The organism is Candidatus Flexifilum breve (assembly GCF_016713355.1).
Genome location: NZ_JADJPI010000011.1, coordinates 36,211 through 61,215 on the forward strand (window position 1 = coordinate 36,211; position 25,005 = coordinate 61,215).

A 25,005-nucleotide genomic window follows, 5' to 3' on the forward strand; every position below is an offset into this window, starting at 1 on the left:
GGGGGCAATAGTTCATTTTCAGCGGGAATAGGTCTTCGACTTGCTGTGACGGGCAGTTGTGCGCACTGACCAGGTGTGCAATCGGAAGTTCGACTGCTGCAAATAGGTGAAAGCGGGCGGCATAGCGGGATGATCGAAGCCCTGCACTGTGCTTCCGGCGCAGGCGTAATACTCCGTGTGCCCTTCCAGCCGAGCATAGAAATACTGTGGCTTCGTCGTCGGCAGGGTTAGCTGCCATTCGCGGCATTCGTCCGCGCTGCGTTCAACAGGCGCCGTATCCGGCAGACGCGCGTCGAGCAGCGGCTGTCCCTGAATGGCGAGGTGGATGTGTCGGGCTGTGACGCTGATCGCCGCGTAGTAGTACGGCGTGTGAAACATTTGCCGTTCGATGAAGGCGAACACGCGGCTGGAGTTGAACGCATGGACGAGTATCCCCTTTGCGTCATCCAGCAGCAGCGAGAGCGACAATTCGCGAAAACGCACGCCCATGTAGGTCGTTTCGACCGCGCTCAACACGACGGTTACGGGATCGGCGGTCCGTGCATCGAGGTCAAGGTGCGGCGCCCACACGGCGCGGTCGGCTGTGCCGATGAGCGTGACTTCCAGAACAGGTTCGACGATGGTCACATACTCAATCGGTTGGGTCATGGTGTGCTCCTATGATCGGTGAGGGTGAGGTTACGCCACGGCGGCGGCTAGCGCCGCCGCATGATCGTCGACATCTGCGGAGAGGGCAGCCACACTGTGAACGTCGAGCCTTGTCCTTCGCCGGGACTCGTCACGCTGATTCTGCCGCCGTGCGCCTGAATGATCTCTTGCACAATCGCCAGACCTAAGCCCGTGCCCCGCTGCGGCCCACGCGCCTTATCCACTTGATAGAAGCGCTCGAAGATGCGCGGGAGCTCGCTCGCGGCGATGCCCAGCCCGGTATCCGTGACGACCACTTCGACGCCGCCGTTGCGCACCTGCGTGCATACATTCACTTTGCCGCCCGACGGCGTGTACTTGATCGCATTGCTGATCAGATTGGTCACCACCTGCACCAGTCGATCCCCATCCCCGGCGATCACGGGCATGGACGGCGCGTTGACGGTCAGCGCGACCTGTTTTTCGCGCGCCATGATGGCGAGGCGCTGTCCCACCGCCGCCGTCAGATCGCCCATATCGATGGGGGTGGTTTGCATGGAGAGCCGCCCCGCCTGTAAGCGCGCCAGATCGGTCAATTCGATGACCATGCGGTTGAGGCGTCCCGCTTCTTCGTGGATGATGCGCGCCGCCGGAATCGGATCGCCGACGCCGTCCATGATGGCCTGCGAGAAGCCCTGAATCGAGGTGAGCGGCGTCTTGAGGTCGTGCGACACGTTGGCGAGGAAGTCCTGCTGTGAGCGCTGCTCGGCCTGAATCTTCTCGCTCATCTGGTTGAAGGCATCGGCGACCGCCTTAACTTCCTCCGGCCCCGCCATCGGCACGCGCCGATCATAGTGCCCCTGCGCCACTTCCGAGGCCGCGCTCGCGACCGTTTGCAGCGGGCGGGTGATGCTGCGCGTGATCCACCCGGCGAGCATGACCGCGATGATCAAGCCAATGCCCCCGGCTTGCAGGAACAGCGGCGCGAGTTCCGTGCCGAAGTCGCTCAGCGCCGCTTGCAGCGATTGACGCGGGCGCGGGTCGGCAAACAGCAGCACATTGGCCGTTTCGTCGGTGGGCTGGCGAATCGACTGCAGACCGACGAACAGCCACTCGTCGCCGCCATCACTGAAGATGCCGCGTACGGCGCGAATCGCCGCCAAGCGGGTGATCACGCCGCGGGCGATGGCCGCCGGGATATCGTAGTTTTCGACATCGGCGTTGAGCGGTCGATCAATGAATGACTGGGCGCTGTCGTAGAGCACATCCTGTGTGACTTCGCGCACGATCAGGATGCGAACTTCGCGGTCAGTTGCCACGGCATCCAACTGGCTGGTCAGCCGTTCCCAGCCCGCCGCGGGCGATTCGACGTAGGCGGTCGCCGCCTCGGCGAGAATCTGCCGCAGGTCAACGCTGAGCGCGGTGGTCGCGAGGCGCAGATAGGTGGTTTCCGGCGGCGCATTGCGCAGGTTGAGGATGGCGAACAGCGCCACACCCACGACGATCAGCATGACCGCCATGAGCAGCACATACGAGAGGAATAAGCGACCGCGCAGCCGAGCCAGCATCGTTACACGTCCAGACGGTAGCCGACACCCCACACGGTATCGATAACCGGGCGCATACCCTTGAGCTTATGCCGCAGGTGCGCGATATGCACGTCGACTGTGCGCGTTTCGCCCGCGAAATCGTAGCCCCACACCACGTCGAGCAGCTTTTCGCGCGTGAATACCATGCCGACGTTCTGTGCCAGTGTGTAGATCAAGTCGAACTCTTTCATGCGCAGATCGACCTCGTGGCCGTCCACCATGACGATGCGGCGTTCCGGGTAAATTGCCAGATTATCGAGCGTGACTGCCGTTTCGGCGCTGGCGACAGGCTGACTGCGCGGCGCAATCCGGCGTAAAATCGCGCGCACGCGAGCGACCAGTTCGCGCGGGTTGAACGGCTTGGTCAGGTAGTCATCCGCGCCCAGTTCCAGCCCCACAATGCGGTCGATATCGTCGCTGCGCGCGGTCAGCATGATGATCGGTACGTCGCTTTCGGCGCGCACACGGCGGCAGACTTCCCAACCGTCCATCTGTGGCAGCATCAGGTCGAGCACGACGAGCGACGGCTTCTCGTGCAGTATTTTCTGCAGCGCGGTCTTACCATCGGTCGCGCTCGTCGTTTTGTAACCTTCCTGTTCCAGATACAGCTTGGCGAGATCGATGATGTGCTGCTCATCATCGACGATCAAGATTGTTTCAGCCATCGGCTTCATCCTTCGGGGCTGCTTCGAGCGTGGACACCAGCACTTTATCCACGCGGTTACCGTCCATGTCGATCACTTCTATGCGTAGTGTACCCCAAGTCAGTTGATCGCCCGCTTTGGGGATTTCGTCCCGTAGTGCCATGATGAAACCGCCGAGCGTTTCGAAGACTTTGTGCGCGCCGGGGATGTCCTCAACCGCGAACAGATCGCCGAATTCATCGATGGGCAGCAGGCCGTCGAGCAGGTATGAGCCGTCGTCGCGCCGCACAATTTCCGGTTCGGCGGAGGTTTCTACCTCCCCGACAATCTCCTCAAGGACATCTTGCAGGGTGATGATGCCGAGCGTTTCGCCATATTCGCCAATCACCAGCGCGAAATGACCTTTGTTCTCCCGGAACAGCTCCAGCGTCCGCGTGACCGGCGCAGACGCCGGAACGGTGAGCGCGGGCTGCATGAGCGCCTGCACGTCGAGCGGTTTGCCGAGCAGCAGATGATCCATCACGTTCTTAGAATGCACTACGCCGAGCACATGATCGAGATCGCCAGCGCACACCGGGAAGCGCGAATGATCACCTTTGATCAGTTCGTCGCGGATCAGCCCAATGTCGTCTTGAATGTTCAGCCACAACACTTCGGTCCGTGGGGTCATCAGGGCGCTGTTGCGGCGGTCGCTGAGGCTGAATACGCCTTCGACCATGTCGTGCGCCGTCTCTTGGAACACGCCCGCTTCGATGCCCTGTTTGACCATGCCCGTGATTTCATCTTCCGTGATCGGGGCTTCGTCGGTGTGGCGGGCGCGCAGCACCCACAGCAGCGCCTCGGTCGAGGCGCTCAACAGGCTGACGATGGGCGCGGTCAGGCGGGACAGCAGGTTCATGGGGCGCGCGACGCGCATTGCCATGGCTTCGGGCGCGCGCAGCGCGAGCCGCTTCGGGACGAGTTCGCCGATGATCAGCGAGAGATAGGTCGTGAGGAGGACGATCATCGTGAAGGAGATCACATCGCTGTAGGGTGCGAACGGTGTATCGACCAGTAGACGCGCGAATTGGTGTTCGAGCGCGGCCCCGCCGATGGCGCCGGTCATGATGCCGATCAGCGTGATGCCGATTTGCACGGTGGAGAGAAAGCGGTTGGGGTCGTCCGCGAGTTTAAGCGCGGTCTGAGCCCCTTTATTCCCTTTCTCAGCTTGCTGCTGTAAGCGGCTTTTGCGCGAGGCGATGATAGCAGCTTCGGACATCGAAAAGATGCCATTGAGGACGATCAACCCAAGGATGATCAAAAGTTCCATAGATTGTTTGTTAGGCTCTCCAGGTCATATGGACTAAGGAACGCTGCCGGGTGAAGGCGTATTTTTGGAGAATCGCGTTGGTGAGGATGTCATCCGCCGGATGCTCGATCATGAGGGCGGAACGCAGCCCGAAGCGCCGTGCCGCCAGATTAAGCAGGGCATCATCGTACACGCCTGCGTAGTCCGGGTCAACCAGCAAGCTGAGTTGGACCGAGCTGGACGCGAACGCCGATTCGATCCACAGGGAGGCGCGCAGCACATGATCGGTGTCTGTGCGGACGATCAGCCGTTCGATGGAGCGCATATTGAACAGGTCGCTGATCATTTTGGCGAGCGACGGGCGGAAGAGCCCGGTCGTAAGTGGTCGCAGCCAGCCCATGCCGCCTTGGTCGTTGGGGCGCACGCGCCGCGCGAGGTCATACTCGGCTTTCCATTCGTCCGGGCGGCGGCGGGTGATGTAGACCGCATCCTGCGGCGCGGGAATGCGCGCGGTGCTGCTGCGCCGCCAGATATGGAAGGTGCGGTCGGCGGTGAAGCCGAGGCTCTCGTAGAGGTGGCGCGCGACATCATTGCCGTCTTCGACCTGCAGTACAGTGGTGGTCGCGTGCCCGCGCTTGCGGATCATGTCCATGCTGGCCTGCATCAACTGCCGGGCGATGCCGCGCCCGCGATAGTCCGGATGCACGGCGACGTTGGCGATGATCCAGGATGAGCCGAAGCTGCGCGGCAGATGCGCCGGATACACCGACGTATTGCCCACCAACCGACCGTCTTCGATCCACACGTAGCCTAAGCCGATGCCCTGCGCCACTTCGTTGACGTTGAGCAGCGCGCCCAACCCCGGCGCGACGCGGCTGAGCGTGCGCATTTCCCGAATCGCTGCGCGTCCGCTGCTGTCCATCGTATCGGCAAACGCCAATTCGATGAGGTCGGCCAGCGGCGCGAGATCAGTGCGTAAATTAACCGGGCGCAGTCCCGCAGACACACTGGGAATGCTCAATGTGACTACCACGAACAAACCTCACAAAGCATTTTAGGTTAGCGTAACGAGCAGACTAGGATTTTGTCAATAGATTGTCAGAGACATCTGAAAAAAGTCTCAAACTTAATTGTAAAATATTCATGAAATGCTATAGTACGATTGTGGTAGCATCCCGCGCCGTTCATTTGCGCTGGACACTTGTAGTCATCAGTGAGCGGGAGGTCTTATGGGCATTGAGTTGTGGGCAGGGCGGATGCGACACGCTCTGTCACGCTGGTTCTCTGCTGAAGAGCCCAGTGGACAAGGGTTGGTGGAATACGCGCTGATCCTTGTACTTGTCGTGATTGTCGTTCTCGTGGTTATCACCTTTTTAGGGCCATGGATCGGCAACGTTTTCTCCAACGTGGTGAACAACATCTAATTCACATTATTGTTCCCCCGTCCTTCTTGAAAGACCCTACCGTTGTTCTGGTAGGGTCTTTCGTTTACTATAGTGCCAATTCTGTCTAAACAGGAGAGATGGTAGTAATGGCACGATATAATCCCCAGCGTCGGCGTTCCGGTAGTGCCGCATGGCAGTGGATCGTAATCGGGATGGTATTGGGCTTCGGTTGCTCGGTGATCCTCGTTCTGGCGGCACTGGCAACGGGCGTAGCGAGCCTCGACCCGAACCGTGTCGCCAATGCCGCAACCCAGACCCCGTTCATCATTACCGCGACACCCGCTCCGGTGACCGCCACGCTGACACCAACGCTCGGCCCGCCTACGGCCACGCAGGGCATTCAGCTTGAAGTTCAGGCGCCGACCGCCAGCCCGACGATTCCGCCCACGCTGCAAACTGTGCAGCCCACGCTTGCGCCTACTACGGCGACGGCGGGGAATGGCGGCGCGTTGAGCGGTGCTGGTCAGGTGGCCGGCACATCGCGGTTCTCGCGTACGATTGCTGGCCGCAGTGAAGTGGTGGCCATTGAAGGTGGCACGTTCCAGATGGGTACGACCATCAGCGAAGTCACCTCGGCCGTGCAGGAATGTCTCGGCGGGTACGGCGGTGACGCCGGGACCTGTCAGCTATCCTACGGCGAAGATTCCTTCCCCCAGCATCCGGTGACGGTCAGCACCTTCAACATGGAGACGACCGAAGTCACCTATCAGCAGTACCTGACGTTCCTGAACGAAATGGGCGCGGGTAGTCACCGCAATGGCTGCCTCGGACAGCCATGCATGGAGACGAGCAACGACTCGGAGACGAGCAACGTCTCGTTTGACAGCGCCAACTACAGCGTCCCCGGCGTGATCGCGGACTTCCCGGTCACTAACGTGACGTGGTACGGCGCGCAGGCGTACTGCGAAGCCGTGGGTCGCCGTCTGCCGACGGAAGCCGAATGGGAATTCGCCGCCCGGTCGCGCGATCAGGGCTTCATCTATCCGTGGGGTAACGAGTGGAACGGCAGTCTCGCCGCGACCCGCCGCCTCGCCGATGGTACGCTCGGCGCGAAGGTGTCGGCTTTCAGCTTCCCGACGGGCGCGACCCTGCAGGGCGTGCTCAACATGGCGGGTAACGTCGCCGAATGGGTGAATGACTGGTACGACACACGCTACTACGCCAACCCCACTGCCAGCCAACCTGATCCAACTGGCCCGACCGCGGGCACAGACAAGGTGAATCGCGGTGGCTCGTGGGATACCATGCCGTTCTTCGCGCGCACCGTCCACCGCCGCAACCAACCGCCGCTCGACCCGACCGCGGACATCGGTTTCCGCTGTGTCGAAGAACCCGGCGCGCCGGTCCCCGGCACGGGGCCGCTCGGCGCGGAAGCCGCGCAGACGGGTGAAACGGATCTCGCGCTGCCCACCAACACGCCGAATCCGGCGACGCTCGGCACGAACGAAGAGCAGATCGACAGCGCGCCGACCGTTCCGCCCGCGCCAACCAGCGCCATCCCGACGGCGACGCTCGCTTCGGGGTAAAAGTCACCTCACCCCTAAATCCCCTCTCCCAAGGCGAGGGGCTGGGGTGAGGGGTAATCAATCACACACACTTCTGTCGGGGCGCAGCATGCTGCGCCCCTGCGTTATCTAGAGGTCGAACGCTGATGCTCCCCTTGCTCTACGTGATCGGGCGCAATACGTGGGCGCTCAAAGAAGATGCCCTCGCCCTGAGCGATTCGCTGCGGCGGCAGTTCAGCATCACCGCGCCGCTCGTGACCACGCCATCCCCCGTGCAGAACACGCTGCTGCACTACATCAACCGCTATGAGTACCTCGACAACGCCGACGCCGGGATCCACCCGTCGAATCGCGTGCTCGTCACGTGGTATCACGGCGCGCCCGACGACCCCGACTACGCGCCGATGTATACGCGGCTGTTAGGGCGCGTGGACGAGATCGAGCGCATCATCACCTCGTGCCAGAGCACGCGACAGCATTTGCTGACGGCAGGCATTCCCGACACCAAAATCGCTGTGATTCCGCTGGGCGTTGATCTGGCGCGCTACCGCCAACCGAGCGCGCGCGGACGCGCCGAATTGGGCATCCCCGTCGACGCAGTATGTATCGGCTCGTTCCAGACTGATGGCCTCGGTAATGACGAGGGCGACGCGCCAAAGCTCATCAAAGGGCCGGACGTGTTCCTCGACGTGATCGCGCGGTTGTATCCGCGTGAGCCGCGGCTGTTCGTGCTGCTGACCGGGCATCAGCGCGGTTATGTCAAAGCGGGGCTGCGCCAGATCGGTGTGCCGTTCGCGCATCACAACTTCGCCACGCATGCCGACACCGCCGCCTGTTTCCGCGCCGCCGACCTCATCCTGATCGCGTCGCGCGAAGAGGGCGGCCCGAAAGCCTTCACGGAAGCGTGGGCGGCGGGCATTCCGGTGATCTCCACGCGCATGGGCATGCCTGCCGATCATGTGATCGACGGCGAAAATGGACTGCTGGCGAACGTCGACGATGCGGTTGGGTTGGCGGCGGCGGTTCAGCAGTTGATCGCCCAACCGGAGTTGCGCGCGCGGATTGTGGCAGGTGGCACGCGGGCCGTCGCAGCGCTGACATGGGACATCATCGCCGCGCGGCATATGGCGGAGCTTTATCAGGCTGGAACGGCTTGATTATTTGTCCAATGGTAGAGGCTCAAAGCCTCTGCCTATAACAAAAAGCCCGCTGAAGCAGGCTCTCACAGCCCCGTTCACGGGGCTTACTTACGCAGGCCGGATGCTTTAGCGTCCGGCCTACAGTGGCTTTGCGCTTACTTCTTCGGTTTGTGCGCGACGGGGTAAATGCCGACCACCATCCCCCACTGCTGCGACTCATCCGCGTTGAGTTCGCGCAGCGTGTTGAACTCGGCCACCAGTGCTTCGAGGCGGCGGTAGAATTCGGCGGCCTGTTCGACCGTGAGGCCGCTGGTGGCGCGCCACATGCGCAGCTTTTCGTAGGGTAGGCTGTCATCGCTCATGTCGATGGCGCCCTGCTTGAAGGCCTTGTGGATGTCACCGCGAATCGGTTCGATCATCGCGTCGATGGCCGCGTCAATGGCGTCATCGCCGGAGTCCTGACCGGGTGTGAGCAGCGGGCGGTTGATCTCGAAGGCATACGCTGCCGACTGGTAATGCTTCTCGATGATCCCCGACACAATGCGCGTATCAGTCACGCGGATCAAGCCGTGTTCTTCGAGCAGATTGACATGGTAGTAGAGTTTGGTGGGGGCGAGATCCAGCTCGGCGGCAATTTGCTTGACCGTCTTGGGGCCTTCGAGCAGGGCTTCGATGATCTGCTGGCGCAGGGTGTCAGAGAACACCTTCAGCGTTTCCAGCGTCGTAATCCGAAATTTAGGGGCGGGTTGATACCCGCCCGCCGCTTGCTGATCACTCATGCGTTAATTCAGACTCACATCCTGTTTGGAGTCACCATCAGGCTTCGCGATTTCCACCAGCTTCAGGCCGAAATTGGCGATGCGCTGGCCAACCCACGCGAGCGCGGGATTGTTCTGCTTGTGCTGCTCGTGCAACACTTCCTGAGCCAACAGATCCATCTGCGCCTGTTTGATGAGTTCCTTGCGATACTGCTCGTAGTCGATTTGATCCCAGTTCATTTGGACGCTCCTAGCACCCTATATTGCTGCTTGTGCAGTTCGTAACAACGGAGCGTTTAAAATATTTCAAATATTTATCTTGATTCTACGACTGCGATTTTCAAAAGTCAATTGAGATTTTCAATGCTTGAATTAATTTAAGCATTTGGTGACATCTGTTATTTTCCATGCTGTAATTTGGATTAGCCAGACGGGCGCAGCTCGGTCGTGCCCTATCTATCCATGGTCATAGGCGGACATATCCGACCGCCGTGAGCACCACGAACACCGCGCCGAAGATCACTTCCTGCATCCCGATCACTTTCGCGGGGACGCGCGGCTCCGCGATTAATAAGCCGTAGGTCGCCCGCAGGAGCAGCAGTAGGAGTGCCAACAGGGCGGTGATCGGGATCAACCCCGCATCGAGGAGTGGGAAGGCCAGCAGCAGCGCGCCGCTATGGGCGCCATTGACCGAGTAGCGATTGAATGGCTGACCGCGCCCCCGCCGCAGCCGTGCCCGTACATACAGGATCGAGGGCAGTGCCCGCGCGACGATCAGCACCCACAGGGCGACCGCTTGCAGCGGCGACCACCCGCCTGCCAGCGTGATCGACGCGGCGATCACCGCCAGCGTCGCCGGGCCGCTCAGTTCGGTGAGCAGTTCGCGGCTTTGCCCGGTCGCGTCCCAGTAGGCTTGCAGCGCGAACAACGGCAGCGCGATCAATAGTGGCACGAGCGGCGTCAGGCCGCCCGTGAGCAGCGCCAGCCCAAACGCGACCGCCGCGGTCAGTCCGTAGCCGAGCGCGAAGCGTTCCGCGTACGGGGTGCGCGCCAAGCGCTGCCCTTTGCGCCGGTCACTCAACGCCAGTTTGAGCGGATGCCGCGCCATAAAGGCGAAAAACATACCGATTCCGTAGAACAAACCCGCCGTCGAAAAGGCGACGAGCCAGCCCAGCAGAATCGGTTCGAGGACAAAGCTCCAGCCGCCGTGTTCGGCGGGGAGCGCAATCGGACGAAGACGCACGGGCGCTTTCGTCCGCACTCCGGAATTAGACATACCACTATCCTAATTGATGCTGGGACGAGGTTGTCCGGTAAGTATGTAGAAGAGCGTGAAGTGTCTGTTTTTGGCCTCACCCCTGCCCCCTCTCCGTTCGGAGAGGGGAAAAACGCGTGTTCGTGAAGTCCCCTCTCCCGTGGGAGAGGGGATTTAGGGGTGAGGCCACGCAGATCCCACTATCTTACCGAGCTACTGGCCAACCTCATCCCTATTTCAAATTCATGGTGTAACGGGTGCGCAGGGGTTTGTACCCCATGCTCTTCACCCAGCGTTCGACGCCGCTGTTAAACGCCCACACTTCCAACTGCACCTCGCTGATGCCCTGTGCGCGCCCATAGTCATAGGCCGCATTCAGCAGCACATCGGCAGTATTCGACCCGCCGTTCATCGCCATATTGTGAATCAGCAGCGCTTTGTGGGCGTGATGTTCGAAATCATCCGGCTGATCGAGTACCTGAATCAGCACATAACCGACGATCCGTCCATTTTGTTCCGCGACCAAAAACTGCAAGCCGCTCGCAATCAGCTCCTCCAGCCCTTCACGGGTCAGGTGATTATGTTTGAACATGTGCGGATACGCCGAGGCGTGCGAGTCCTGCACCATGGCGTAGAGTGATGCGAGCGCGGCGTGATCCTCGGCGGTGGCGAAACGCGTTTGCATGGAGTGTTTCTCCTGTCGTAGGCCAGCACCCCACGCTCGGCGGGACGCTCGACGCGCCCGGTCGAGAGGTTGCAGGGTGTGGCTGCCTTCGCTGACTAGATTCGTAGCGTTAGTGTAGCAGATCCTGGCGGTGCTGGAGGTAAAGGCTGGCACCCCCTCAGATCGTGGGGGTTCGCAACATTTTCGGCGTGGACTGCGTATAGAGGAATATGTTGGCATGGTACAATCGTGCTTGTGAAATGCAATGCAAACCGTGAGGGAATCCATGTCTGCATGGTGGGGAACGCGGAACAACGTCTCGCCGCGTCTGCGGCTGGAAGTCGAGGCAATGCGGGCGACCTTTGAAAACACGTTTAAGCTCAACGTGCCGTCGACCGGGCGATTGTACTGGGAAGGGTGGATCGAGGTGAATCTGGCGAACTTGAAGCAGCCACTGCATCGCCTGAAGATCGAATACCCGGACGACTACCCGAGCCGCCCCGCAGAAGCGTACGTACTCGAACCGCGCATTTACAGTGAGAAGCACCAGTATGAAGACGGTCAACTGTGCCTGTTCAACCCGAAGGACGGCGAACACTACGGCTGGAATCCCAGCCGCTCGACGGCCGTCACTGTCGCCGGGTGGGCGGTCCAGTGGCTGTATGCCTATTACACCTGGCGGGCGACGAAGGAATGGCCCGGTATCGAAGAACGGGTCGACCCGAACACGCCGCTTCCGCCACGCCGGAGATAAATCATGGTGATGAAGCGCATCACGGGGCGCAGCGTGCCGAATTTGGTCGTCGCGCAGCGCGTGATCGACAAGATGGCTGCCGCGGCGGCCACCCATATGGAAGATGAAACGGGCGAGGCCATGGTCGGCTTTTACGTGCCGCGCCAGCATCCCAGCGGTGTGCCGACCCTCTACGCGCTGGATACGATTTCGCCGGATGACAGCGCGATCCGCCAGTTCCACACGTTCCAGCAGGGCGATGATCGGCAGGATGATCTCATCTGGTGGCTGCAGGAGAATTGGCGCGTGCAGCGTGAGAAGAACGGTACGTTTTTGACCAAGATGCTCGGCTCCAAGTGGGATGTGCCGCTGCGCTATCTCGGCGACTGGCACAAGCAGCCCGGCTTCATGATTCAGCCGAGCGGCGGCGACCTGATGACCGCCATCGACTGGATCGACGATGAGGACAACAACACCGATTTTCTGCTCGCGCCGATCGTCACGCTCGATCATCCGCATACGATTGTCCCTTCCAATGTGACGACCAACTTTCTGATGGTGCCGCAGGCGAGCGGCGACGCCATGCGCGTCGACTTCTGGTACATCGACAAGAACGCGCACGGCTTCCTGCCCATCGCGCCGACCATCTACCCGAACGATCAACTGCCGACACTGGCCGAATACCCGTGGCATCTCGTGGACGATGCGCGCTTCACCCGCGAAAACGACGCGCTGCAAGCCGAGCAGTTGTTCGTCTCAGTCACGTTGTACGACACTGACGAGACGCCGCCGCTCGAAGTCTGCTATCTGGTGGGGCGCATGGGCGGCGATAAGCTGCTGATCATCGCCACCAAAGCCGACTACCCGAAGTCGGCGCCGAAGGTGCGGGTCGCGCCGTTCATCCACATGAGCGAAGACGACGATATGTACAAGGTGTTCGAGCAGACGTGGAAGGCGTCAACGCCGCTGGATCTACACTTCGACTGGACAGCGGATCACCTGCTGATCGACGTGATCAAGGCGGCGGAAGCGAAGCTAGGGAAGTAAGCACCCCACCCCCTACCCCTCCCCGAATTCGGGGAGGGGAGCCAGCAAAAACGCGCGGTTTGCCCCTCTCCTTTAGGAGAGGGGGCGGGGTGAGGTTAGGTCGAAACGGCGAAGACGTGTAGGGGCAAGGCGCGCCTTGCCCCTACGAACAGCGAATGATAATGCGGTCGTCAGGATGCGGGATCAACCCTCTGACAGTAACCGTTAGGAGTAAAACCATGAGTTGGGATCGAGTAGAGCGGTTGATCGGCTCAGATAATCTGGCGCGGCTGGCAGAAAAGCGCGTCGCGGTGATCGGCCTCGGGTCGGGCGGCGGGTTCGTCGCGCTCACCCTGGCCATGAGCGGCGTCGGCCATTTTGTGCTCATTGATGACGATACGCTGGAAGAAACCAACATCGTGCGCCATGTCGCGGATCGGCGGTATCTGGGACAGCCGAAAGTCGAAGCGGTGGCCGACCTGATTCGCCAGCGCAACCCGAACGCCGACGTGAAAACGGTGATTGGCCTGATCGAAGACCACAAGGACGCGCTCGACGGCGTCGACATCATCATCTCCGGCGTGGATGGCGAAAACCCGAAATACGTCATCAATCAGGTGGCGCTCGAAAAGTTGATCCCAGCCGTGTATGCGGGCGTGTACGAGCGTGGCGAAGGCGGCGATGTCGTCGCGATCACGCCGTACGATGGCCCGTGTTACGCCTGCTGGGCGGCGGAGCTGCGCGACGAATTAGCCGCCGTGAAGAATTTCGGCGAGCGCGAACTCGATTATGGTATGATCGGGGAAAGTGGCACGCTGGAAGCCGAACCGGCGCTGTGGCTGCACGTCACCCGCGTCGCCTCGGTGCAGGCGGATATCGCGCTCAATGAACTCTTGCGTGACAGTGCCATTCATAAGGACATGCCCGGCAACACCGTCATCCTCGCCAATGTGGCGCTGGAGATCGTCGACGGCCAGATCAGCCCGCCGTATACCGCGGTGTGGGCAACCGTTGACCGCAACCCCGACTGCTTGATCTGCGGGGACTACTTCCGGCGGCAGGCGGCGCTCTCCGAAGAGGGCGGCGTATCGCTGGATGACTTGATGCAGGAAACGGGCATGATTGTAGAGGACGAAAAGGAACAAAAATCGTGACGGACGAGCTCAATAACCAACCGGGCGGCACTACCCCTCCTCCCGAACCCACCGATCAAGACGCGAATCCGACCGATGAAGGCTACAAGGAACGGTTGGAACGGCTCGGCGGCGAGCCGGCGCCGGCGATCACGCCGGAGGAATTCGCGCGCCTGCAAAAGGCCGGACAAGTCCACATTGACGCGCGTGGCCGTGTGAAAACCACGCGGCGCAGTGACGCCGAAGCGGGCGTTTCGCTCAAAAAGCGTCGAGCGTGGTATGGCCGATAACGCGGCACTGGTCAACGCGCTTAAAGACGCGGGACTGCTGACTGAGCCCCGGCTGGAACGGGCCTTTCGCGCTGTCCCGCGTCATCTTTTCCTGCCCCAGGTGCCTCCCGAACAGGTTTACTCCGATCAAGCGATTGCCATTAAACAGGGCGCGGATGGTACGGTCATCAGCTCGTCCAGCCAGCCGAGCATGATGGCGCACATGCTCAACCAGCTCCGTTTGACCGAAGGCTGCAACGTGCTGGAAATCGGCACCGGGTCGGGCTACAACGCGGCGCTGATGCAGCACATCGTCGGCGACCTGGGCAAAGTTACCACCATCGAACTCGACAAAGAATTGGCCATGCACGCCGAGAATCATCTGGCGGATGCGGGCATGCGCGCGGTCAACGTGGTGCACGGCGATGGCGCGCTCGGGTATGCGCCGCGGGCGGCATATGATCGCATCATCGCGTCGGTTGGCGTGTGGGACGTGCTCAAAATGTGGGTGCGCCAGCTCAAGCCGGATGGTCTGCTCGTCGCGCCGATCTGGTGGAACGCCTTCCAGTTGAGCGCGGCCTTCACCCCGTCCGGCGATGGGACCCTGACCAGCCGCAAGAACACGCTGTGCAATTTTGTGGTGCTGCGTGGCGGCATCGGCACGCCGTCGTTGAGCGTCCGCCTGGGGACGACGCCGCTCTGGCTCGACTCCAGCGAGGCCGCCCGCATCGACACCGCGCGCTTACATGCGCTGCTCTCGTATGACGCGGAGCGCGAACACCTGAGCGTCCCCCTCACCTTCAGTGAGATGTGGTCGAGCTTTATCCCGTATCTGGTGCTGAATACGCCGCCTGACTTTGTCTTTGCGAAGTATCAGGTGCGCGACAGTGAGCAGCACCCGTACGGCATTGAAGGCATGGGTTTCGCGCTGCTGGCGCGGGGCAGCGCGTGTTTCATCCCCCTGAATGGGAACGGCGTCATCTATTACTACGGCAGCGCCGATTCGTTTATGGCAACCGAGGACGCGCTCAAAGGCTGGAACGCGGCTAAACGCCCCAAACTGGATCAACTGCGCTTGCGCCTGATCCCGAAAGAACGGGGTGAACCGGAAATCCGCGCGGGCAAACTCTACCCGCGCCGAGATCACACTCTGCACGTATGGTTCGAGGATGAGACAACATGACCGACGGCTACGCACTGGTGATCGGATCGATGGGCATTGAAGTCAAAGCGTATGCGCCGCAGCCTTTGGGCGCAGTCAACGCAGGGATTGTGCGCAATACGCTCGGCGGGGGCGCGCGCAATATCGCCGAAAACCTCGCGCGGCTCGATGTGGCGACGACGCTGCTCTCGGCGGTCGGCGTGGACGGCGCAGGCCGCCGCGTGATTCGTTGGATGCGCAAAGTCGGCGTGGACTGCCGCCATGTGCGCGTCGTGTCGGAAGGACGCACCGCCAATTTCATCTCGCTGACCAACGAGCGCGGCGAGCCGACCATGACGATCTACGATACCTCGATCATGGAGCACGTCGACGCCAACTACCTGTGGAAACACGAACCGCTCATCGAAAAAGCCGCGCTGCTCGTGATCGATGCGACGTTGAGCGACGAGGCCATCGCCACCGCTTTCGAGATCGCGGATCGCTACGGCGTACGCGTGTGCGCTGACCCGACGACGCCAGCGCTGGCGGGTAAACTGCGCCCATACCTCGATCAGATGTATCTGGTGATCCCCAACGCCGCCGAAACGACCGCCCTGTGCGACCTGCAGCCCGTCGACCGGGAGTCGGCGTTGGAGGCGGCGCGCAAGCTCGTCTCGCTCGGCGCGCTGATCGCCGTGGTGACGATGGGCGAGATCGGCGTGGCGTATGCGCATGGCAGTGGCAGCGGTTTCATTCGCGCCAAAGCCACGCAGGTCGTCGACCCGACGGGCGCGGGCGACGCTTTCACGGGCGCGGTGATCTTCGGCTTGCTCAATCATGTTTCGGAAGATGAGGCCATGCGGCTCGGCATGACCGCCGCCGCGCTCACCCTGCAATCCAAAGACACGGTGTTTCCCGGACTAACGCAAGAGTTGCTCTACGACAAATTGGTGGTTTAATTGAGGGATCAACATCCGTTAACCCTCGAAAGCTGACCAACGGTGATCCAGCTCGCGTCCGAAACCGTCCACTGGGACAAGCCCATCTCCATCCAACCGACCCCACGCGACGCGGGAGATGCCGTTTCGGACGAGGATCTGACCGCGGGCTTGCTCAAGCCGCCGCTCAAATGGGCGGGAGGCAAACGCTGGCTCGTGCCGCACGTGCGCCCCTTGTGGGAGCCGTTTCGTCAGCGGCGCTATGTCGAACCGTTTTGCGGTGGGCTGGCGCTGCCGCTGAATTTCATCCCGGCGCACGCGGTGCTCAACGATATGAACGCCCACCTGATCAATTTCTACCGGCAGGTGCAGGATGGTCTCCGGATGGAGATCCCGACGGTCAATGACAGCGTGCTCTACTATCAGCACCGCGATACCTTCAATGCGCTGATCCGCGAGGGGCGCGCGCAGAGCAAAACCGCCGCCGAACTCTTCTACTACCTCAACCGCACGGGTTACAACGGTCTGTGCCGCTTCAACAAGAAGGGCGGCTTCAACGTCCCCTTCGGCAAGTACACGACCATCCACTATGCGCCGGATTTCTACGCTTATCAGAGCGCGCTGGCGCCCTGGATGTTCAGCGCGGGTGATTTCGCGCAGATCGACCTCGATTCCGGCGATTTCATCTACGCCGACCCGCCGTATGACGTGCCGTTTGTCCAATATTCGCAGACGGGCTTCACGTGGGAGGATCAGGTGCGGCTGGCAGAATGGCTGGCGCGGCATCGCGGCCCGGTCGTGCTCTCCAATCAGGCGACCGAACGCATCTGCGCGCTGTACGAGCGCCTCGGCTTCACACTCATGAAACTGCCTGCGCCGCGCCGCATCAGCTGCAACGGCGACCGCACGCCCGCGATTGAAGTCCTCGCCATTCCGGGGCATCACGTTGTGAATGGCTGCGTGAGCACACTAGACTCTCGCTGTAGGGACGAGGAATGCCTCGTCCTCATTTTTCCCCTCACCCCTCACCCCTCTCCCACGCAAGCGGGGAGAGGGGCACTGCTGCGAGCGCTGTTGGCTCCCCTCCCTGAATTCGGGGAGGGGCCGGGTGTGGGGTCGAAAAGACTGGATACACCTCCTCTAAATCGCATCCGCCGTCCGCGCTCCCGAGTGTTACGCTAAAGGCGGACGCATGCAGCCTCCCTACTACTTCCCTCACAAGCGCGAAGAATCTTATCCGCCCGTCGAACGGGTGCGGCGGTGGTTCGAGAAGCGTGGGGATGTAGCCGAGGCGCGCGATGTGCAGGACAATGCGGAGTACTACTACAAAGGCGATATTCTGATCATTCGCGGCGACGGTTCGACGCAGTTTGTCGAAGTCAAATCGGAGCCGTCGTATACCCGTCACACCACCGAAAACCTCGCGATTGAGCGCTATTCCGATGTCGCCAAACACACCCCCGGCGGCCCGTGGTCGACGCAGGCCGATTTCTACGTGCACATCTACGGTGATGGTCTGCTGGTGGTGATGAACCGTAAACGCCTCGTCCACTGGATCGATTCCGAACTGGAACGCGATCGGCACACGTTCACCTACCGCGAGATCGCGAATCACGGGTGGGTGACGGGCACATATCTGATTCCGCGGGGGCGGGTGCGTTCCGCGCTCGGCGACTGGATGCGCGAATACGACCTCGATTAGAGTTGCCACTCTGCTTTATGTATGACACTAAATGTATGATATCAGGCGAAGAATTCGCAGATTTGTTCTACATTTCCCCTGTGTAATTCGTTGAATTTATGTTATAATGTTACGTACTGTCTGAGGGAAAATTTGCGCTTAAGAGTAGGAGTGTGACACATGGCGGGCTGGAGTCAGATGATCATACTGGGTAATGTGGGTAGAGACCCGGAAATGCGGTACACCCAATCCGGTGTTGCTGTGTGTTCCTTCACAGTGGCAGTGACACGGCGTTTTGGGAGCGGCGATCAGCGTCAAGAGAAGACGCAGTGGGTGCGCGTTAGCTGCTGGAACAAACTGGCAGAGACGGCGAACCAGTGGATTAAGAAGGGCATGCAGGTGATGGTGGTGGGCAACCCCGAAGTCTCCGCCTATCTTGATAAGAGCGGTCAGCCACAGGCATCCCTTGAACTCCGTGCCGACAACTTCCAGATGCTGGGGCAGCGCGGCGATGGGCAGGGTGGCAATCAGGGTGGCGACTACGGCGATTACGGCGGCGGCAGCGGTGGCTCGAACGTCGACGAGATTCCGTTCTAAACCTTCACGGCTAGTGATATACAAGGACAAGGCTGACACCTTGTCCTTTTTATTTCCCACATGCCCCCTGAATCGGGGGGCGGACGGTTGTTTTCAATCCTCGCGTAATCCAGTATGCTTGAAGGAGTCAGCCCACTTGCTGACAGGCCTTGTGGATTGAGGAGCACACTTCCCCCTTATGACCCAACCACCGAAACCCAACCAGCGCCAACTGCGGCTGGAAATTCCCGCCAACCTCGCTGCGACCTACGCCAACGCCGTCATCGTCAGCCATACCAACAGCGAAATCATCTTCGACTTCCTGCAAATTATGCCGAATGATCCGCGCGCGCGGGTGCAAAATCGCGTCGTGCTCACGCCCGCCAACGCCAAGCTGTTCATGCGGGCGCTGCAAACCAACCTCGACCGCTTCGAGGAGAAATTCGGCGAAATCCCCATGCCGCCGCAAACGGCCTCGCTGGCGGATCAACTCTTCGGCATGATCAAACCGGAAGACGAACCCTGATGACCGACCTGCTCCGGATCTCAGACTCAATCCGTGCGGCCTTCGTCACCAAGAACGCCGCGCGCGACAGCGCGATCAGCCGTTCGCGCGAACTCATCCGCCACTGCGCCGAGAGCATCCGCGCCATTCACCGCCGCGAATGGGACGCCGCGCAGGCCAAGCTGGCGGTCGCGCAAACCGCCGCCGACGATCTGCGTGCGGTCATCAAAGACTATCCGGATTTGCATTACAGCGGTTACACGCAAGATGCGCTCAAAGAGGTAGTCGAAGCCTTCGCGACGTATGCCATCATCCGGGATCAACCGCTGCCCTCGCCGGAATCGCTGAATGTGGATGCCAGCACCTACCTCAACGGGCTGGCGGAAGCCGCCACCGAACTGCGCCGCTTCATCCTCGACATTTTGCGCCGTGAAGACGGCGACGCCGCCGAAGCCGAGCGTTTGCTCAATTGGATGGATGCGATCTATGATCAGCTCGTCACGTTTGACTTTCCCGACGCGATCACGGGTGATCTGCGGCGGCGCACGGATGTGGTGCGCGGCGTGCTCGAACGCACCCGCGGTGACCTCACGACGACGATTCAGCAGCAGCGGTTGCAGGCGGCACTTCAGCGTTTCGAAGGGCGGATCACCTAACTTAGAGCGGGCAGGGTTGAAAAATGACACAGATCTTTATCAGCTACAGCCGGAAAGATGAAGCTTTTGCGCGCCGCCTCACGACGTCGTTGTGCCTACTGGGCGCCGAAGTCTGGATTGACCTCGAAGATATTCCGCTCGGCGTCAAGTGGAGCACTGCGATTCAGGAAGGGCTAAACGAGTCCGAGGTGATGATCATCATCCTCTCGCCGGACTCAATGGCTTCCAGCAATGTTGAGGATGAATGGCAGTATTTCCTCGACCAGAAGAAGCCCGTCATCCCGGTGCTGCTGCGACCGTGCAGCATTCATTTTCAACTCAACCGCCTGCAGCGCGTGCACTTTCACGAGCGCGACTATGACAGCGCTTTCGAGGAACTACATACCGAACTGCAAGAGCGCGGCTTCACGTTTGAGCATACGCCGGAGTATGCGCGTACCCACCCGGCCACGCAGCCGACGCTGCCGCTGCGCCATCCGCCGCCGCCGCGCCGGACACGACTCGCGGTCGGCGGCGCAGTTGTGCTGATCGCGCTGGTCGCCGCGCTTGTGCTCATGCTGATGAACGGCCAAACCACCCTGAGCACGGCGAACGCCACCAACACGCGGATTGCCGAAATCGTCGCCCAGTTGAGCGCCACGGCCACGGATGCGCCGGTCGTCGTGGACGCGGGCACCCGCACGCCGACGGACACCGCGACACTCTCGCCAACGGCCACGCCGACCACACCGCCCACCGATACGCTTGAGCCAACAGCGACGTCGACCCCGCCGCCGCCGACCGATACGCCCACTTCGGAACCAACGGCCACCGCCACCCCGCCGCCAACCGCTACGCCAACACCGGAGGCCACCGGAACGGCCACGCCGACCGAACTGCCCGTCATCGTTACACCTGCGCCGCAGGCGTCGCTGGTGCTGCTGTACGGCGAGAACGGGGTCGCGTTGTTGAACCGCTCGTCGCGGGCGGTCAGCATTGAAGGGCTGATCTTCATGCAGATCGTCGGGCGTACTCGCATCAGCTTTAACAGCACAACGTGGACTTCCACGTCGCGCACGGGCTTGCTCCCGAGCGGCTACTGTGCGTGGGTGGGCAGCGTCCCCGAAGATGAGATCGAACTGCCGCGCGACTGTCGCGGTCGTTACGCCTGGGCGCAGGTGAGCAGTACACGCCGCTTCTGGACGAGCAGCGAACGCGGGGCGACATTCGAGGTGCAGCAGAATTTCGAGACCATCGGCATCTGTGACATCAGCGCCGGAACGTGCGAACTCGGGGCGGGAAGCTGACCCTTGTCAGCGTTTGCTGGCATCAGTTAGAATAACTCTCGCTTAGTCAATTCGACTTTGCCGCAGACCGCAGGTGCGGATCATCCGCTTAATCTCCTGCCGAGGCGAGGGAACCCAATGTCTTATTCCACCGTGAATAGACAGCCCTTCGCGCGTTTGCGAGGGCTGTTTTTGTTTTTAGCGCTTAGCAATTAGCGCTTAGCAGTTAGCGAAGAGCGGCGACCCCTCGCGGGATCGCGTGCTTTGGGCTAATCGCTGATAGCTAAAGGCTAACAGCTATTTTCAGGAAAGGAGGATGCGCTTGGCAATCACACGGGAGCGCAAAGAAGAACTCGTCGCCACGTATACTCAGTTGTTGAGCAAGACCGATGGTTTCATCCTCGCGGAATATCGCAAGATGAACACGGACAAGGTCAACGATCTGCGGAAGCGGCTCGGCGACGCGGCGGGTGGCACCTACTCGGTGACCAAGAACACCCTGTTCCGCATTGCGTTGGAACAAAATGGGTGGCCAGTCCCGCGCGAACTGCTGGAAGGTCAAACCGGGGTCGTGTTCGGCAACGGCAACCTCCCCGCAGTGGCCAAGGCGGTTCAGGCATTCGCCAAGGACAACGGCGATTTCTTCGTCGTCAAGGGTGGTGTGATCTCCGGTTCCGTCTTCAACGCGAAGGAACTGGAAGCGGTCGCGAACCTGCCGACGCTCGACGAAATCCATGCTCAGCTCGCGGGTCTGATCGTCCAACCGGCATCGCTGCTGGCGGGGCTGCTCAGCTCGGCAACGGGTCAGGTCGTCAACGTGCTGCAAGCTTACTTGCAGGAAAAAGAACAGGGCGATGCCGCCGCTTAAGGCCCATTTCCCCCAACATCACTCGTTAAAATCACAAGCTCGAAAGGACTTGAAATGGCAGATTTGAATCGTTTGGTGGATGAACTCAGCGCGCTGACTATTCTGGAAGCGTCGGAACTCAAGAAACTCCTCGAAGAAAAATGGGGCGTGACCGCGGCTTCGGGCGGCGGCATGATGATGATGGCGGCCCCGGCAGCGGGCGGCGCGGCTGCGGCTGCGGCTCCGGAACCGGTCGAAGAACAGACCGAATTCAACGTGATCCTCGACGATGTTGGCCCCAAGAAGATCAACGTCATCAAGGCCGTTCGTCAGGTCACCAACCTCGGTCTGAAGGAAGCGAAGGATCTGGTCGAAGCTGAAAAGCCGCTGGTCCTCGAAGCCGTCAGCAAGGACAAGGCCAACGAAGCCAAGACGATCATCGAAGCCGAAGGCGCGAAGATCGTCATCAAGTAATTTCGCCCACTGCGAAATTTCAAAGGCGGCTCATCCGAGTCGCCTTTTTGATTCCTAAGCTATAGAATGTATTCGGTGGACGAGGCATGCCTCGTCCCTACGAGGTTCGTCTTTGTAGGGACAAGGCATGCCTTGTCCTTGTTTTATCAAGTGCCTTGAGGAAGAAATTCTCTATGCTCGCTGCCTTTGCCCGTAATCTGCGCGATCTCCCCGGCGCGCTGACGCCGTCCGCCGTGCTGTCCGGCCTGCTCGTCATCGTGATCGGCTATGCGTCGTCGCTCGTCATCGTCTTTCAGGCCGCCGCCAATGCTAATTTGACGCCGGGGCAAACGTCGTCGTGGGTGCTGGCGATCACGGTTGGATCCGGTCTCAGCAGCCTGATCATGAGCCTGTGGTTTCGCCAGCCCGTCGTCGCCGCCTGGTCGACGCCCGGTGTAGCGCTGCTCGTCATCAGTCTAGGTCAGTATGCCTTCAGCGAAGCCATCGGCGCATACATCCTCGCCAGCGCGGCGATCATGCTGCTCGGTTTTTCGGGTTTGTTCGGGCGGGTGATGGGCTTGCTGCCGATGCCCATCGTGCTCGGCATGCTGGCGGGCATCCTGATTCGCTTCGGGATCGCCGCGTTTGATGCCATTCCGGACGCACCGTGGATTGTGCTGCCGATGATCGTCGTCTTCTTCGTGCTGCGGCGGCGCAATTTCCGCGCGCCCGCGGCGATCACGCTGCTTGTGGGGCTGGTGCTGGCGTTCGTGAGCTCGGCTGTGCACGTTGACAGCTTCACGCTTTCGCTGACCGCGCCCGAACTGACCGCGCCGACGTTCTCGCTGCAGGCGCTGCTCGGCTTGGCGCTGCCCCTGTTCGCGCTGGCGCTCACCGGGCAGAATGCGCCGGGCCAAGCGGTGCTCAAAAACGCGGGCTACGACGCGCCTATCGACAAGGCGCTGATCGTCACCGGCGGCGTTTCGCTGCTCACCGCGCCGTTTGGTGGGCATGGCGTCACGCTGGCAGCGATTACCGCCGCGCTGGTCACCGGGCACGAGGCGCATCCCGACAAAGACAAGCGCTATTCCGCGGGCGTGGCGACGGGGGTGTGGTACATCGTGACAGGGATCTTCGGCGCGGCGCTGGTAGCCCTGTTCGCCGGGCTGCCGCACGCGCTGATTGCGGCGACCGCGGGGTTAGGCTTGGTCAGCGCGATTCTGTCGTCATTGAGCGGCGCGATGACTGCTGTCGAAGGGCGGGAAGGCGCGCTGGCGGCACTGCTGTGCACCGCGGCGAACTTCTCGCTGCTCGGGATCGGCGCGCCGTTCTGGGGCTTGGTCTTCGGGCTGCTCGTGCATTTCATCATGACGTGGAATCGAACCAAGTTCCCGGCGAAGTCGTAGAATGGTTGAAGGCTGGAAAGTACCTAAACCTCACCCCCGCCTCTCTCCTAAAGGCGAGGTGAGGGCGGCGGAACACTGTCGATGCGGACATTGCTCGCACAAACGTCCGGCCGACAACCCCCTCGCTGAGGATATGAACTCGATGAACCGATCCATCACACGCGCATTTCATCCAGCCCTGATTCTGCTCTGCGCGCTGCTGTGCGCCTTTCCCGTCGCGGCCCAGACCGACGCGCCGCAAGTGCAGCCTATCGGCTTCGGCATGACGGTCGAGGAAACAATCAGCGCGACGGCGGCGTTCGACTGGTGGCAGATCGAAGCGACAGCGGGCGATCAAGTCGACATTGAAATCGAGGCGTACGACGGCCTCGCGCCCGTGATCGGCGTGCTCACATCGGGTGGCACGCTGCTGGAGCGCAGTGAAGACGGTGCACCAAACGGCACACTGCGCCTGCGCTTCGAATTCCCCGAGAGTGGGACATTTGTGATTGTGGCGGGGCGCGCGGGGCTGGATCAGGGCACGACCACTGGGCGCTACGTGCTGCGCGTCGAACGCGTGGGCACCCTCACGGTGATCGACCCGGCGTTTCAGGAAGTCACGTTTGTGTGCGAGGATCAGGAAGTCGTCACACTGGCGACCGTCAGCTTCCACATGGATGCCAGTGACATGACGAGTTACCGCGTCACAGTGCTTGGTGAGTCGGGGTTCGCGCCCGTGATCCGCTTCCTGTCCAGCGCGCAGTCGACCGACGAATGCCTGCTGCCGCGCCCGGAAGACCGCGTGCGGGCCACGCTCAGCCTGCCGGATGGCACTCAGGTTCCCAGCGATCCCACCAATTCCAATCAATTGGTCATTAGCCCGAACGGTACCGATCTCGGCGAGATGACGGTTATCATCGGTGGGGTGGACGGCAGCAGTGGGCAGTACATCGCGCTGCTGGAAGGACTCAACCTTCAGCCAGCCAGTGACACTGATATGTTTAACGTCCGTTTTGGGCCGCTTCCGGCGCAGAGTACGACGCTCACAGCCTATATGATTCAGGTCTATGATCGGCTTGATCCGGTCGTGCTGCTCGACGAGCAGTCGTGTGACGACGCAGGCGCGCGCGGGTGCGACCAGGTCGCCCCGGCAACGGGCACGGGCATTCGCTTTGAGACGTACGGGAACATTGTCGGGGATCGCTTTGACGCGGGCGCGCTCATCACCGATACCGAGCCGCACACGTTGATTCTCAGCAGCTTTGCGAACCGCACGCAGGGCAGTTACGCGCTCATGCTGGTCGGCGAACTGCCCCCACGCAGTTTCGCGGACTAACCGCACTCTACAATCCGGCGGACGCAATGAAGGGGTGTTTAAATAGCATCCTTTGAAGCTTTTCCACTTCGTCAGCGGACGCAATGATGCAATTTAACTTATGAATACGGAGATCGTAGGGACAGCGCAGGCGCTGTCCGCTGAGAA

At 61.0% G+C, this 25,005-nt stretch carries 28 protein-coding genes and 1 other annotated feature; of the genes, 19 read left to right on the top strand and 9 right to left on the bottom strand.

Going from position 1 to position 25,005, the window contains the following annotated elements:
- Positions 1-18 precede the first annotated feature (18 nt).
- The 5 genes from IPK17_RS11955 to IPK17_RS11975 are packed head-to-tail and all read right to left on the bottom strand — an operon-like array spanning position 19 to position 5,181.
- On the bottom strand, positions 19-648 hold the full coding sequence (locus IPK17_RS11955) for a hypothetical protein (RefSeq protein WP_343417920.1): 630 nt from the start codon (positions 646-648) through the stop codon (positions 19-21).
- A gap of 47 nt (positions 649-695) precedes the next feature.
- Positions 696-2,195: a sensor histidine kinase gene (locus IPK17_RS11960; RefSeq protein ID WP_343417921.1), complete on the bottom strand. Its 1,500-nt coding sequence runs from the start codon at positions 2,193-2,195 to the stop codon at positions 696-698.
- 2 nt (positions 2,196-2,197) lie between these two features.
- Positions 2,198-2,881 carry a response regulator transcription factor gene (locus IPK17_RS11965; protein ID WP_343417922.1) on the bottom strand — a complete coding sequence of 228 codons (684 nt, stop codon included), beginning with the start codon at positions 2,879-2,881 and terminating at the stop codon, positions 2,198-2,200.
- Positions 2,874-4,169: a hemolysin family protein gene (locus IPK17_RS11970; protein WP_343417923.1), complete on the bottom strand. Its 1,296-nt coding sequence runs from the start codon at positions 4,167-4,169 to the stop codon at positions 2,874-2,876. Before IPK17_RS11970 ends, IPK17_RS11965 begins: the two co-directional genes overlap by 8 nt.
- 10 nt (positions 4,170-4,179) lie before the next feature.
- The gene (locus IPK17_RS11975) at positions 4,180-5,181 is read right to left on the bottom strand and encodes a GNAT family N-acetyltransferase (protein ID WP_343417924.1); all 1,002 of its coding nucleotides are present in this window, start codon (positions 5,179-5,181) and stop codon (positions 4,180-4,182) included.
- 196 nt (positions 5,182-5,377) lie between these two features.
- Between IPK17_RS11975 and IPK17_RS11980 the strand changes: the two genes are divergently transcribed.
- From IPK17_RS11980 to IPK17_RS11990, 3 genes are all read left to right on the top strand, one after another.
- The gene (locus IPK17_RS11980; protein WP_343417925.1) at positions 5,378-5,572 is read left to right on the top strand and encodes a pilus assembly protein; all 195 of its coding nucleotides are present in this window, start codon (positions 5,378-5,380) and stop codon (positions 5,570-5,572) included.
- 107 nt (positions 5,573-5,679) lie between these two features.
- Positions 5,680-7,119, top strand: a complete 1,440-nt coding sequence (locus IPK17_RS11985) for a formylglycine-generating enzyme family protein (protein WP_343417926.1) — start codon at positions 5,680-5,682, stop codon at positions 7,117-7,119.
- A 125-nt stretch (positions 7,120-7,244) separates the two neighbouring features.
- Positions 7,245-8,255: a glycosyltransferase family 4 protein gene (locus IPK17_RS11990; protein ID WP_343417927.1), complete on the top strand. Its 1,011-nt coding sequence runs from the start codon at positions 7,245-7,247 to the stop codon at positions 8,253-8,255.
- Positions 8,256-8,392: 137 nt separating this feature from the next.
- Here the strand turns inward: IPK17_RS11990 and IPK17_RS11995 are convergent, their stop codons facing one another.
- The 4 genes from IPK17_RS11995 to IPK17_RS12010 all read right to left on the bottom strand — a co-directional run bounded on the left by IPK17_RS11995 (position 8,393) and on the right by IPK17_RS12010 (position 10,935).
- Positions 8,393-9,016 (bottom strand): ArsR/SmtB family transcription factor, encoded by a 624-nt coding sequence (locus IPK17_RS11995; RefSeq protein WP_343417928.1) that lies wholly within the window; start codon positions 9,014-9,016, stop codon positions 8,393-8,395.
- A 3-nt stretch (positions 9,017-9,019) separates the two neighbouring features.
- A complete protein-coding gene (locus IPK17_RS12000; RefSeq protein ID WP_343417929.1) occupies positions 9,020-9,235 on the bottom strand; it encodes a hypothetical protein in 216 nt (71 codons plus the stop codon).
- 226 nt (positions 9,236-9,461) lie between these two features.
- Positions 9,462-10,271, bottom strand: a complete 810-nt coding sequence (locus IPK17_RS12005; protein ID WP_343417930.1) for a YwiC-like family protein — start codon at positions 10,269-10,271, stop codon at positions 9,462-9,464.
- 211 nt (positions 10,272-10,482) lie between these two features.
- On the bottom strand, positions 10,483-10,935 hold the full coding sequence (locus tag IPK17_RS12010; RefSeq protein ID WP_343417931.1) for a GNAT family N-acetyltransferase: 453 nt from the start codon (positions 10,933-10,935) through the stop codon (positions 10,483-10,485).
- A gap of 265 nt (positions 10,936-11,200) precedes the next feature.
- Here IPK17_RS12010 and IPK17_RS12015 point away from each other — a divergent pair, with 265 nt between their 5' ends.
- From IPK17_RS12015 to IPK17_RS12090, 16 genes are all read left to right on the top strand, one after another.
- A complete protein-coding gene (locus IPK17_RS12015; RefSeq protein WP_343417932.1) occupies positions 11,201-11,668 on the top strand; it encodes a type II CBASS E2 protein in 468 nt (155 codons plus the stop codon).
- A gap of 3 nt (positions 11,669-11,671) precedes the next feature.
- Positions 11,672-12,694: a hypothetical protein gene (locus IPK17_RS12020; protein ID WP_343417933.1), complete on the top strand. Its 1,023-nt coding sequence runs from the start codon at positions 11,672-11,674 to the stop codon at positions 12,692-12,694.
- A 218-nt stretch (positions 12,695-12,912) separates the two neighbouring features.
- A complete protein-coding gene (locus tag IPK17_RS12025) occupies positions 12,913-13,827 on the top strand; it encodes a HesA/MoeB/ThiF family protein (RefSeq protein ID WP_343417934.1) in 915 nt (304 codons plus the stop codon).
- A complete protein-coding gene (locus IPK17_RS12030; RefSeq protein WP_343417935.1) occupies positions 13,824-14,096 on the top strand; it encodes a hypothetical protein in 273 nt (90 codons plus the stop codon). Before IPK17_RS12025 ends, IPK17_RS12030 begins: the two co-directional genes overlap by 4 nt.
- Positions 14,086-15,258, top strand: coding sequence for a methyltransferase domain-containing protein (locus IPK17_RS12035; RefSeq protein WP_343417936.1), 1,173 nt, complete (start codon positions 14,086-14,088; stop codon positions 15,256-15,258). The genes IPK17_RS12030 and IPK17_RS12035 overlap by 11 nt, the downstream gene beginning before the upstream one ends.
- On the top strand, positions 15,255-16,175 hold the full coding sequence (locus IPK17_RS12040; RefSeq protein ID WP_343417937.1) for a carbohydrate kinase family protein: 921 nt from the start codon (positions 15,255-15,257) through the stop codon (positions 16,173-16,175). The genes IPK17_RS12035 and IPK17_RS12040 overlap by 4 nt, the downstream gene beginning before the upstream one ends.
- 42 nt (positions 16,176-16,217) lie before the next feature.
- A complete protein-coding gene (locus IPK17_RS12045) occupies positions 16,218-17,336 on the top strand; it encodes a DNA adenine methylase (RefSeq protein WP_343417938.1) in 1,119 nt (372 codons plus the stop codon).
- 10 nt (positions 17,337-17,346) lie between these two features.
- Positions 17,347-17,856 carry a hypothetical protein gene (locus tag IPK17_RS12050; protein ID WP_343417939.1) on the top strand — a complete coding sequence of 170 codons (510 nt, stop codon included), beginning with the start codon at positions 17,347-17,349 and terminating at the stop codon, positions 17,854-17,856.
- A 159-nt stretch (positions 17,857-18,015) separates the two neighbouring features.
- Complete coding sequence (locus IPK17_RS12055; protein WP_343417940.1) at positions 18,016-18,432, top strand: single-stranded DNA-binding protein; 417 nt, start codon at positions 18,016-18,018, stop codon at positions 18,430-18,432.
- Positions 18,433-18,610: 178 nt separating this feature from the next.
- Positions 18,611-18,937 carry a DUF3467 domain-containing protein gene (locus tag IPK17_RS12060; protein ID WP_343417941.1) on the top strand — a complete coding sequence of 109 codons (327 nt, stop codon included), beginning with the start codon at positions 18,611-18,613 and terminating at the stop codon, positions 18,935-18,937.
- Positions 18,937-19,572: a haloacid dehalogenase gene (locus tag IPK17_RS12065; protein WP_343417942.1), complete on the top strand. Its 636-nt coding sequence runs from the start codon at positions 18,937-18,939 to the stop codon at positions 19,570-19,572. The genes IPK17_RS12060 and IPK17_RS12065 overlap by 1 nt, the downstream gene beginning before the upstream one ends.
- Positions 19,573-19,595: 23 nt before the next feature.
- Complete coding sequence (locus IPK17_RS12070) at positions 19,596-20,858, top strand: toll/interleukin-1 receptor domain-containing protein (RefSeq protein WP_343417943.1); 1,263 nt, start codon at positions 19,596-19,598, stop codon at positions 20,856-20,858.
- 42 nt (positions 20,859-20,900) lie between these two features.
- Positions 20,901-21,041: a sequence feature (ribosomal protein L10 leader region), on the top strand.
- Positions 21,042-21,159: 118 nt separating this feature from the next.
- Positions 21,160-21,705, top strand: a complete 546-nt coding sequence (gene rplJ / locus IPK17_RS12075) for a 50S ribosomal protein L10 (protein ID WP_343417944.1) — start codon at positions 21,160-21,162, stop codon at positions 21,703-21,705.
- 54 nt (positions 21,706-21,759) lie between these two features.
- Entirely contained in the window at positions 21,760-22,158 is a 399-nt protein-coding gene (rplL, locus tag IPK17_RS12080; RefSeq protein WP_343417945.1) for a 50S ribosomal protein L7/L12, read from the top strand.
- Positions 22,159-22,331: 173 nt separating this feature from the next.
- Entirely contained in the window at positions 22,332-23,543 is a 1,212-nt protein-coding gene (locus tag IPK17_RS12085) for a benzoate/H(+) symporter BenE family transporter (RefSeq protein ID WP_343417946.1), read from the top strand.
- A gap of 142 nt (positions 23,544-23,685) precedes the next feature.
- Positions 23,686-24,858: a hypothetical protein gene (locus IPK17_RS12090; RefSeq protein WP_343417947.1), complete on the top strand. Its 1,173-nt coding sequence runs from the start codon at positions 23,686-23,688 to the stop codon at positions 24,856-24,858.
- The last annotated feature ends 147 nt before the right edge of the window (positions 24,859-25,005 follow it).

Excerpts from the sequence above, each read along its gene's own strand:
- IPK17_RS11955 (WP_343417920.1), bottom strand. The coding sequence starts at position 648 with ATGACCCAACCGATTGAGTATGTGACCATCGTCGAACCTGTTCTGGAA.
- IPK17_RS11960 (WP_343417921.1), bottom strand. The coding sequence starts at position 2,195 with ATGCTGGCTCGGCTGCGCGGTCGCTTATTCCTCTCGTATGTGCTGCTC.
- IPK17_RS11965 (WP_343417922.1), bottom strand. The coding sequence starts at position 2,881 with ATGGCTGAAACAATCTTGATCGTCGATGATGAGCAGCACATCATCGAT.
- IPK17_RS11970 (WP_343417923.1), bottom strand. The coding sequence starts at position 4,169 with ATGGAACTTTTGATCATCCTTGGGTTGATCGTCCTCAATGGCATCTTT.
- IPK17_RS11980 (WP_343417925.1), top strand. The coding sequence starts at position 5,378 with ATGGGCATTGAGTTGTGGGCAGGGCGGATGCGACACGCTCTGTCACGC.
- IPK17_RS11985 (WP_343417926.1), top strand. The coding sequence starts at position 5,680 with ATGGCACGATATAATCCCCAGCGTCGGCGTTCCGGTAGTGCCGCATGG.
- IPK17_RS11990 (WP_343417927.1), top strand. The coding sequence starts at position 7,245 with ATGCTCCCCTTGCTCTACGTGATCGGGCGCAATACGTGGGCGCTCAAA.
- IPK17_RS11995 (WP_343417928.1), bottom strand. The coding sequence starts at position 9,016 with ATGAGTGATCAGCAAGCGGCGGGCGGGTATCAACCCGCCCCTAAATTT.
- IPK17_RS12000 (WP_343417929.1), bottom strand. The coding sequence starts at position 9,235 with ATGAACTGGGATCAAATCGACTACGAGCAGTATCGCAAGGAACTCATC.
- IPK17_RS12005 (WP_343417930.1), bottom strand. The coding sequence starts at position 10,271 with ATGTCTAATTCCGGAGTGCGGACGAAAGCGCCCGTGCGTCTTCGTCCG.
- IPK17_RS12010 (WP_343417931.1), bottom strand. The coding sequence starts at position 10,935 with ATGCAAACGCGTTTCGCCACCGCCGAGGATCACGCCGCGCTCGCATCA.
- IPK17_RS12015 (WP_343417932.1), top strand. The coding sequence starts at position 11,201 with ATGTCTGCATGGTGGGGAACGCGGAACAACGTCTCGCCGCGTCTGCGG.
- IPK17_RS12020 (WP_343417933.1), top strand. The coding sequence starts at position 11,672 with ATGGTGATGAAGCGCATCACGGGGCGCAGCGTGCCGAATTTGGTCGTC.
- IPK17_RS12025 (WP_343417934.1), top strand. The coding sequence starts at position 12,913 with ATGAGTTGGGATCGAGTAGAGCGGTTGATCGGCTCAGATAATCTGGCG.
- IPK17_RS12035 (WP_343417936.1), top strand. The coding sequence starts at position 14,086 with ATGGCCGATAACGCGGCACTGGTCAACGCGCTTAAAGACGCGGGACTG.
- IPK17_RS12040 (WP_343417937.1), top strand. The coding sequence starts at position 15,255 with ATGACCGACGGCTACGCACTGGTGATCGGATCGATGGGCATTGAAGTC.
- IPK17_RS12050 (WP_343417939.1), top strand. The coding sequence starts at position 17,347 with ATGCAGCCTCCCTACTACTTCCCTCACAAGCGCGAAGAATCTTATCCG.
- IPK17_RS12055 (WP_343417940.1), top strand. The coding sequence starts at position 18,016 with ATGGCGGGCTGGAGTCAGATGATCATACTGGGTAATGTGGGTAGAGAC.
- IPK17_RS12060 (WP_343417941.1), top strand. The coding sequence starts at position 18,611 with ATGACCCAACCACCGAAACCCAACCAGCGCCAACTGCGGCTGGAAATT.
- IPK17_RS12065 (WP_343417942.1), top strand. The coding sequence starts at position 18,937 with ATGACCGACCTGCTCCGGATCTCAGACTCAATCCGTGCGGCCTTCGTC.
- IPK17_RS12070 (WP_343417943.1), top strand. The coding sequence starts at position 19,596 with ATGACACAGATCTTTATCAGCTACAGCCGGAAAGATGAAGCTTTTGCG.
- rplL (WP_343417945.1), top strand. The coding sequence starts at position 21,760 with ATGGCAGATTTGAATCGTTTGGTGGATGAACTCAGCGCGCTGACTATT.
- IPK17_RS12085 (WP_343417946.1), top strand. The coding sequence starts at position 22,332 with ATGCTCGCTGCCTTTGCCCGTAATCTGCGCGATCTCCCCGGCGCGCTG.
- IPK17_RS12090 (WP_343417947.1), top strand. The coding sequence starts at position 23,686 with ATGAACCGATCCATCACACGCGCATTTCATCCAGCCCTGATTCTGCTC.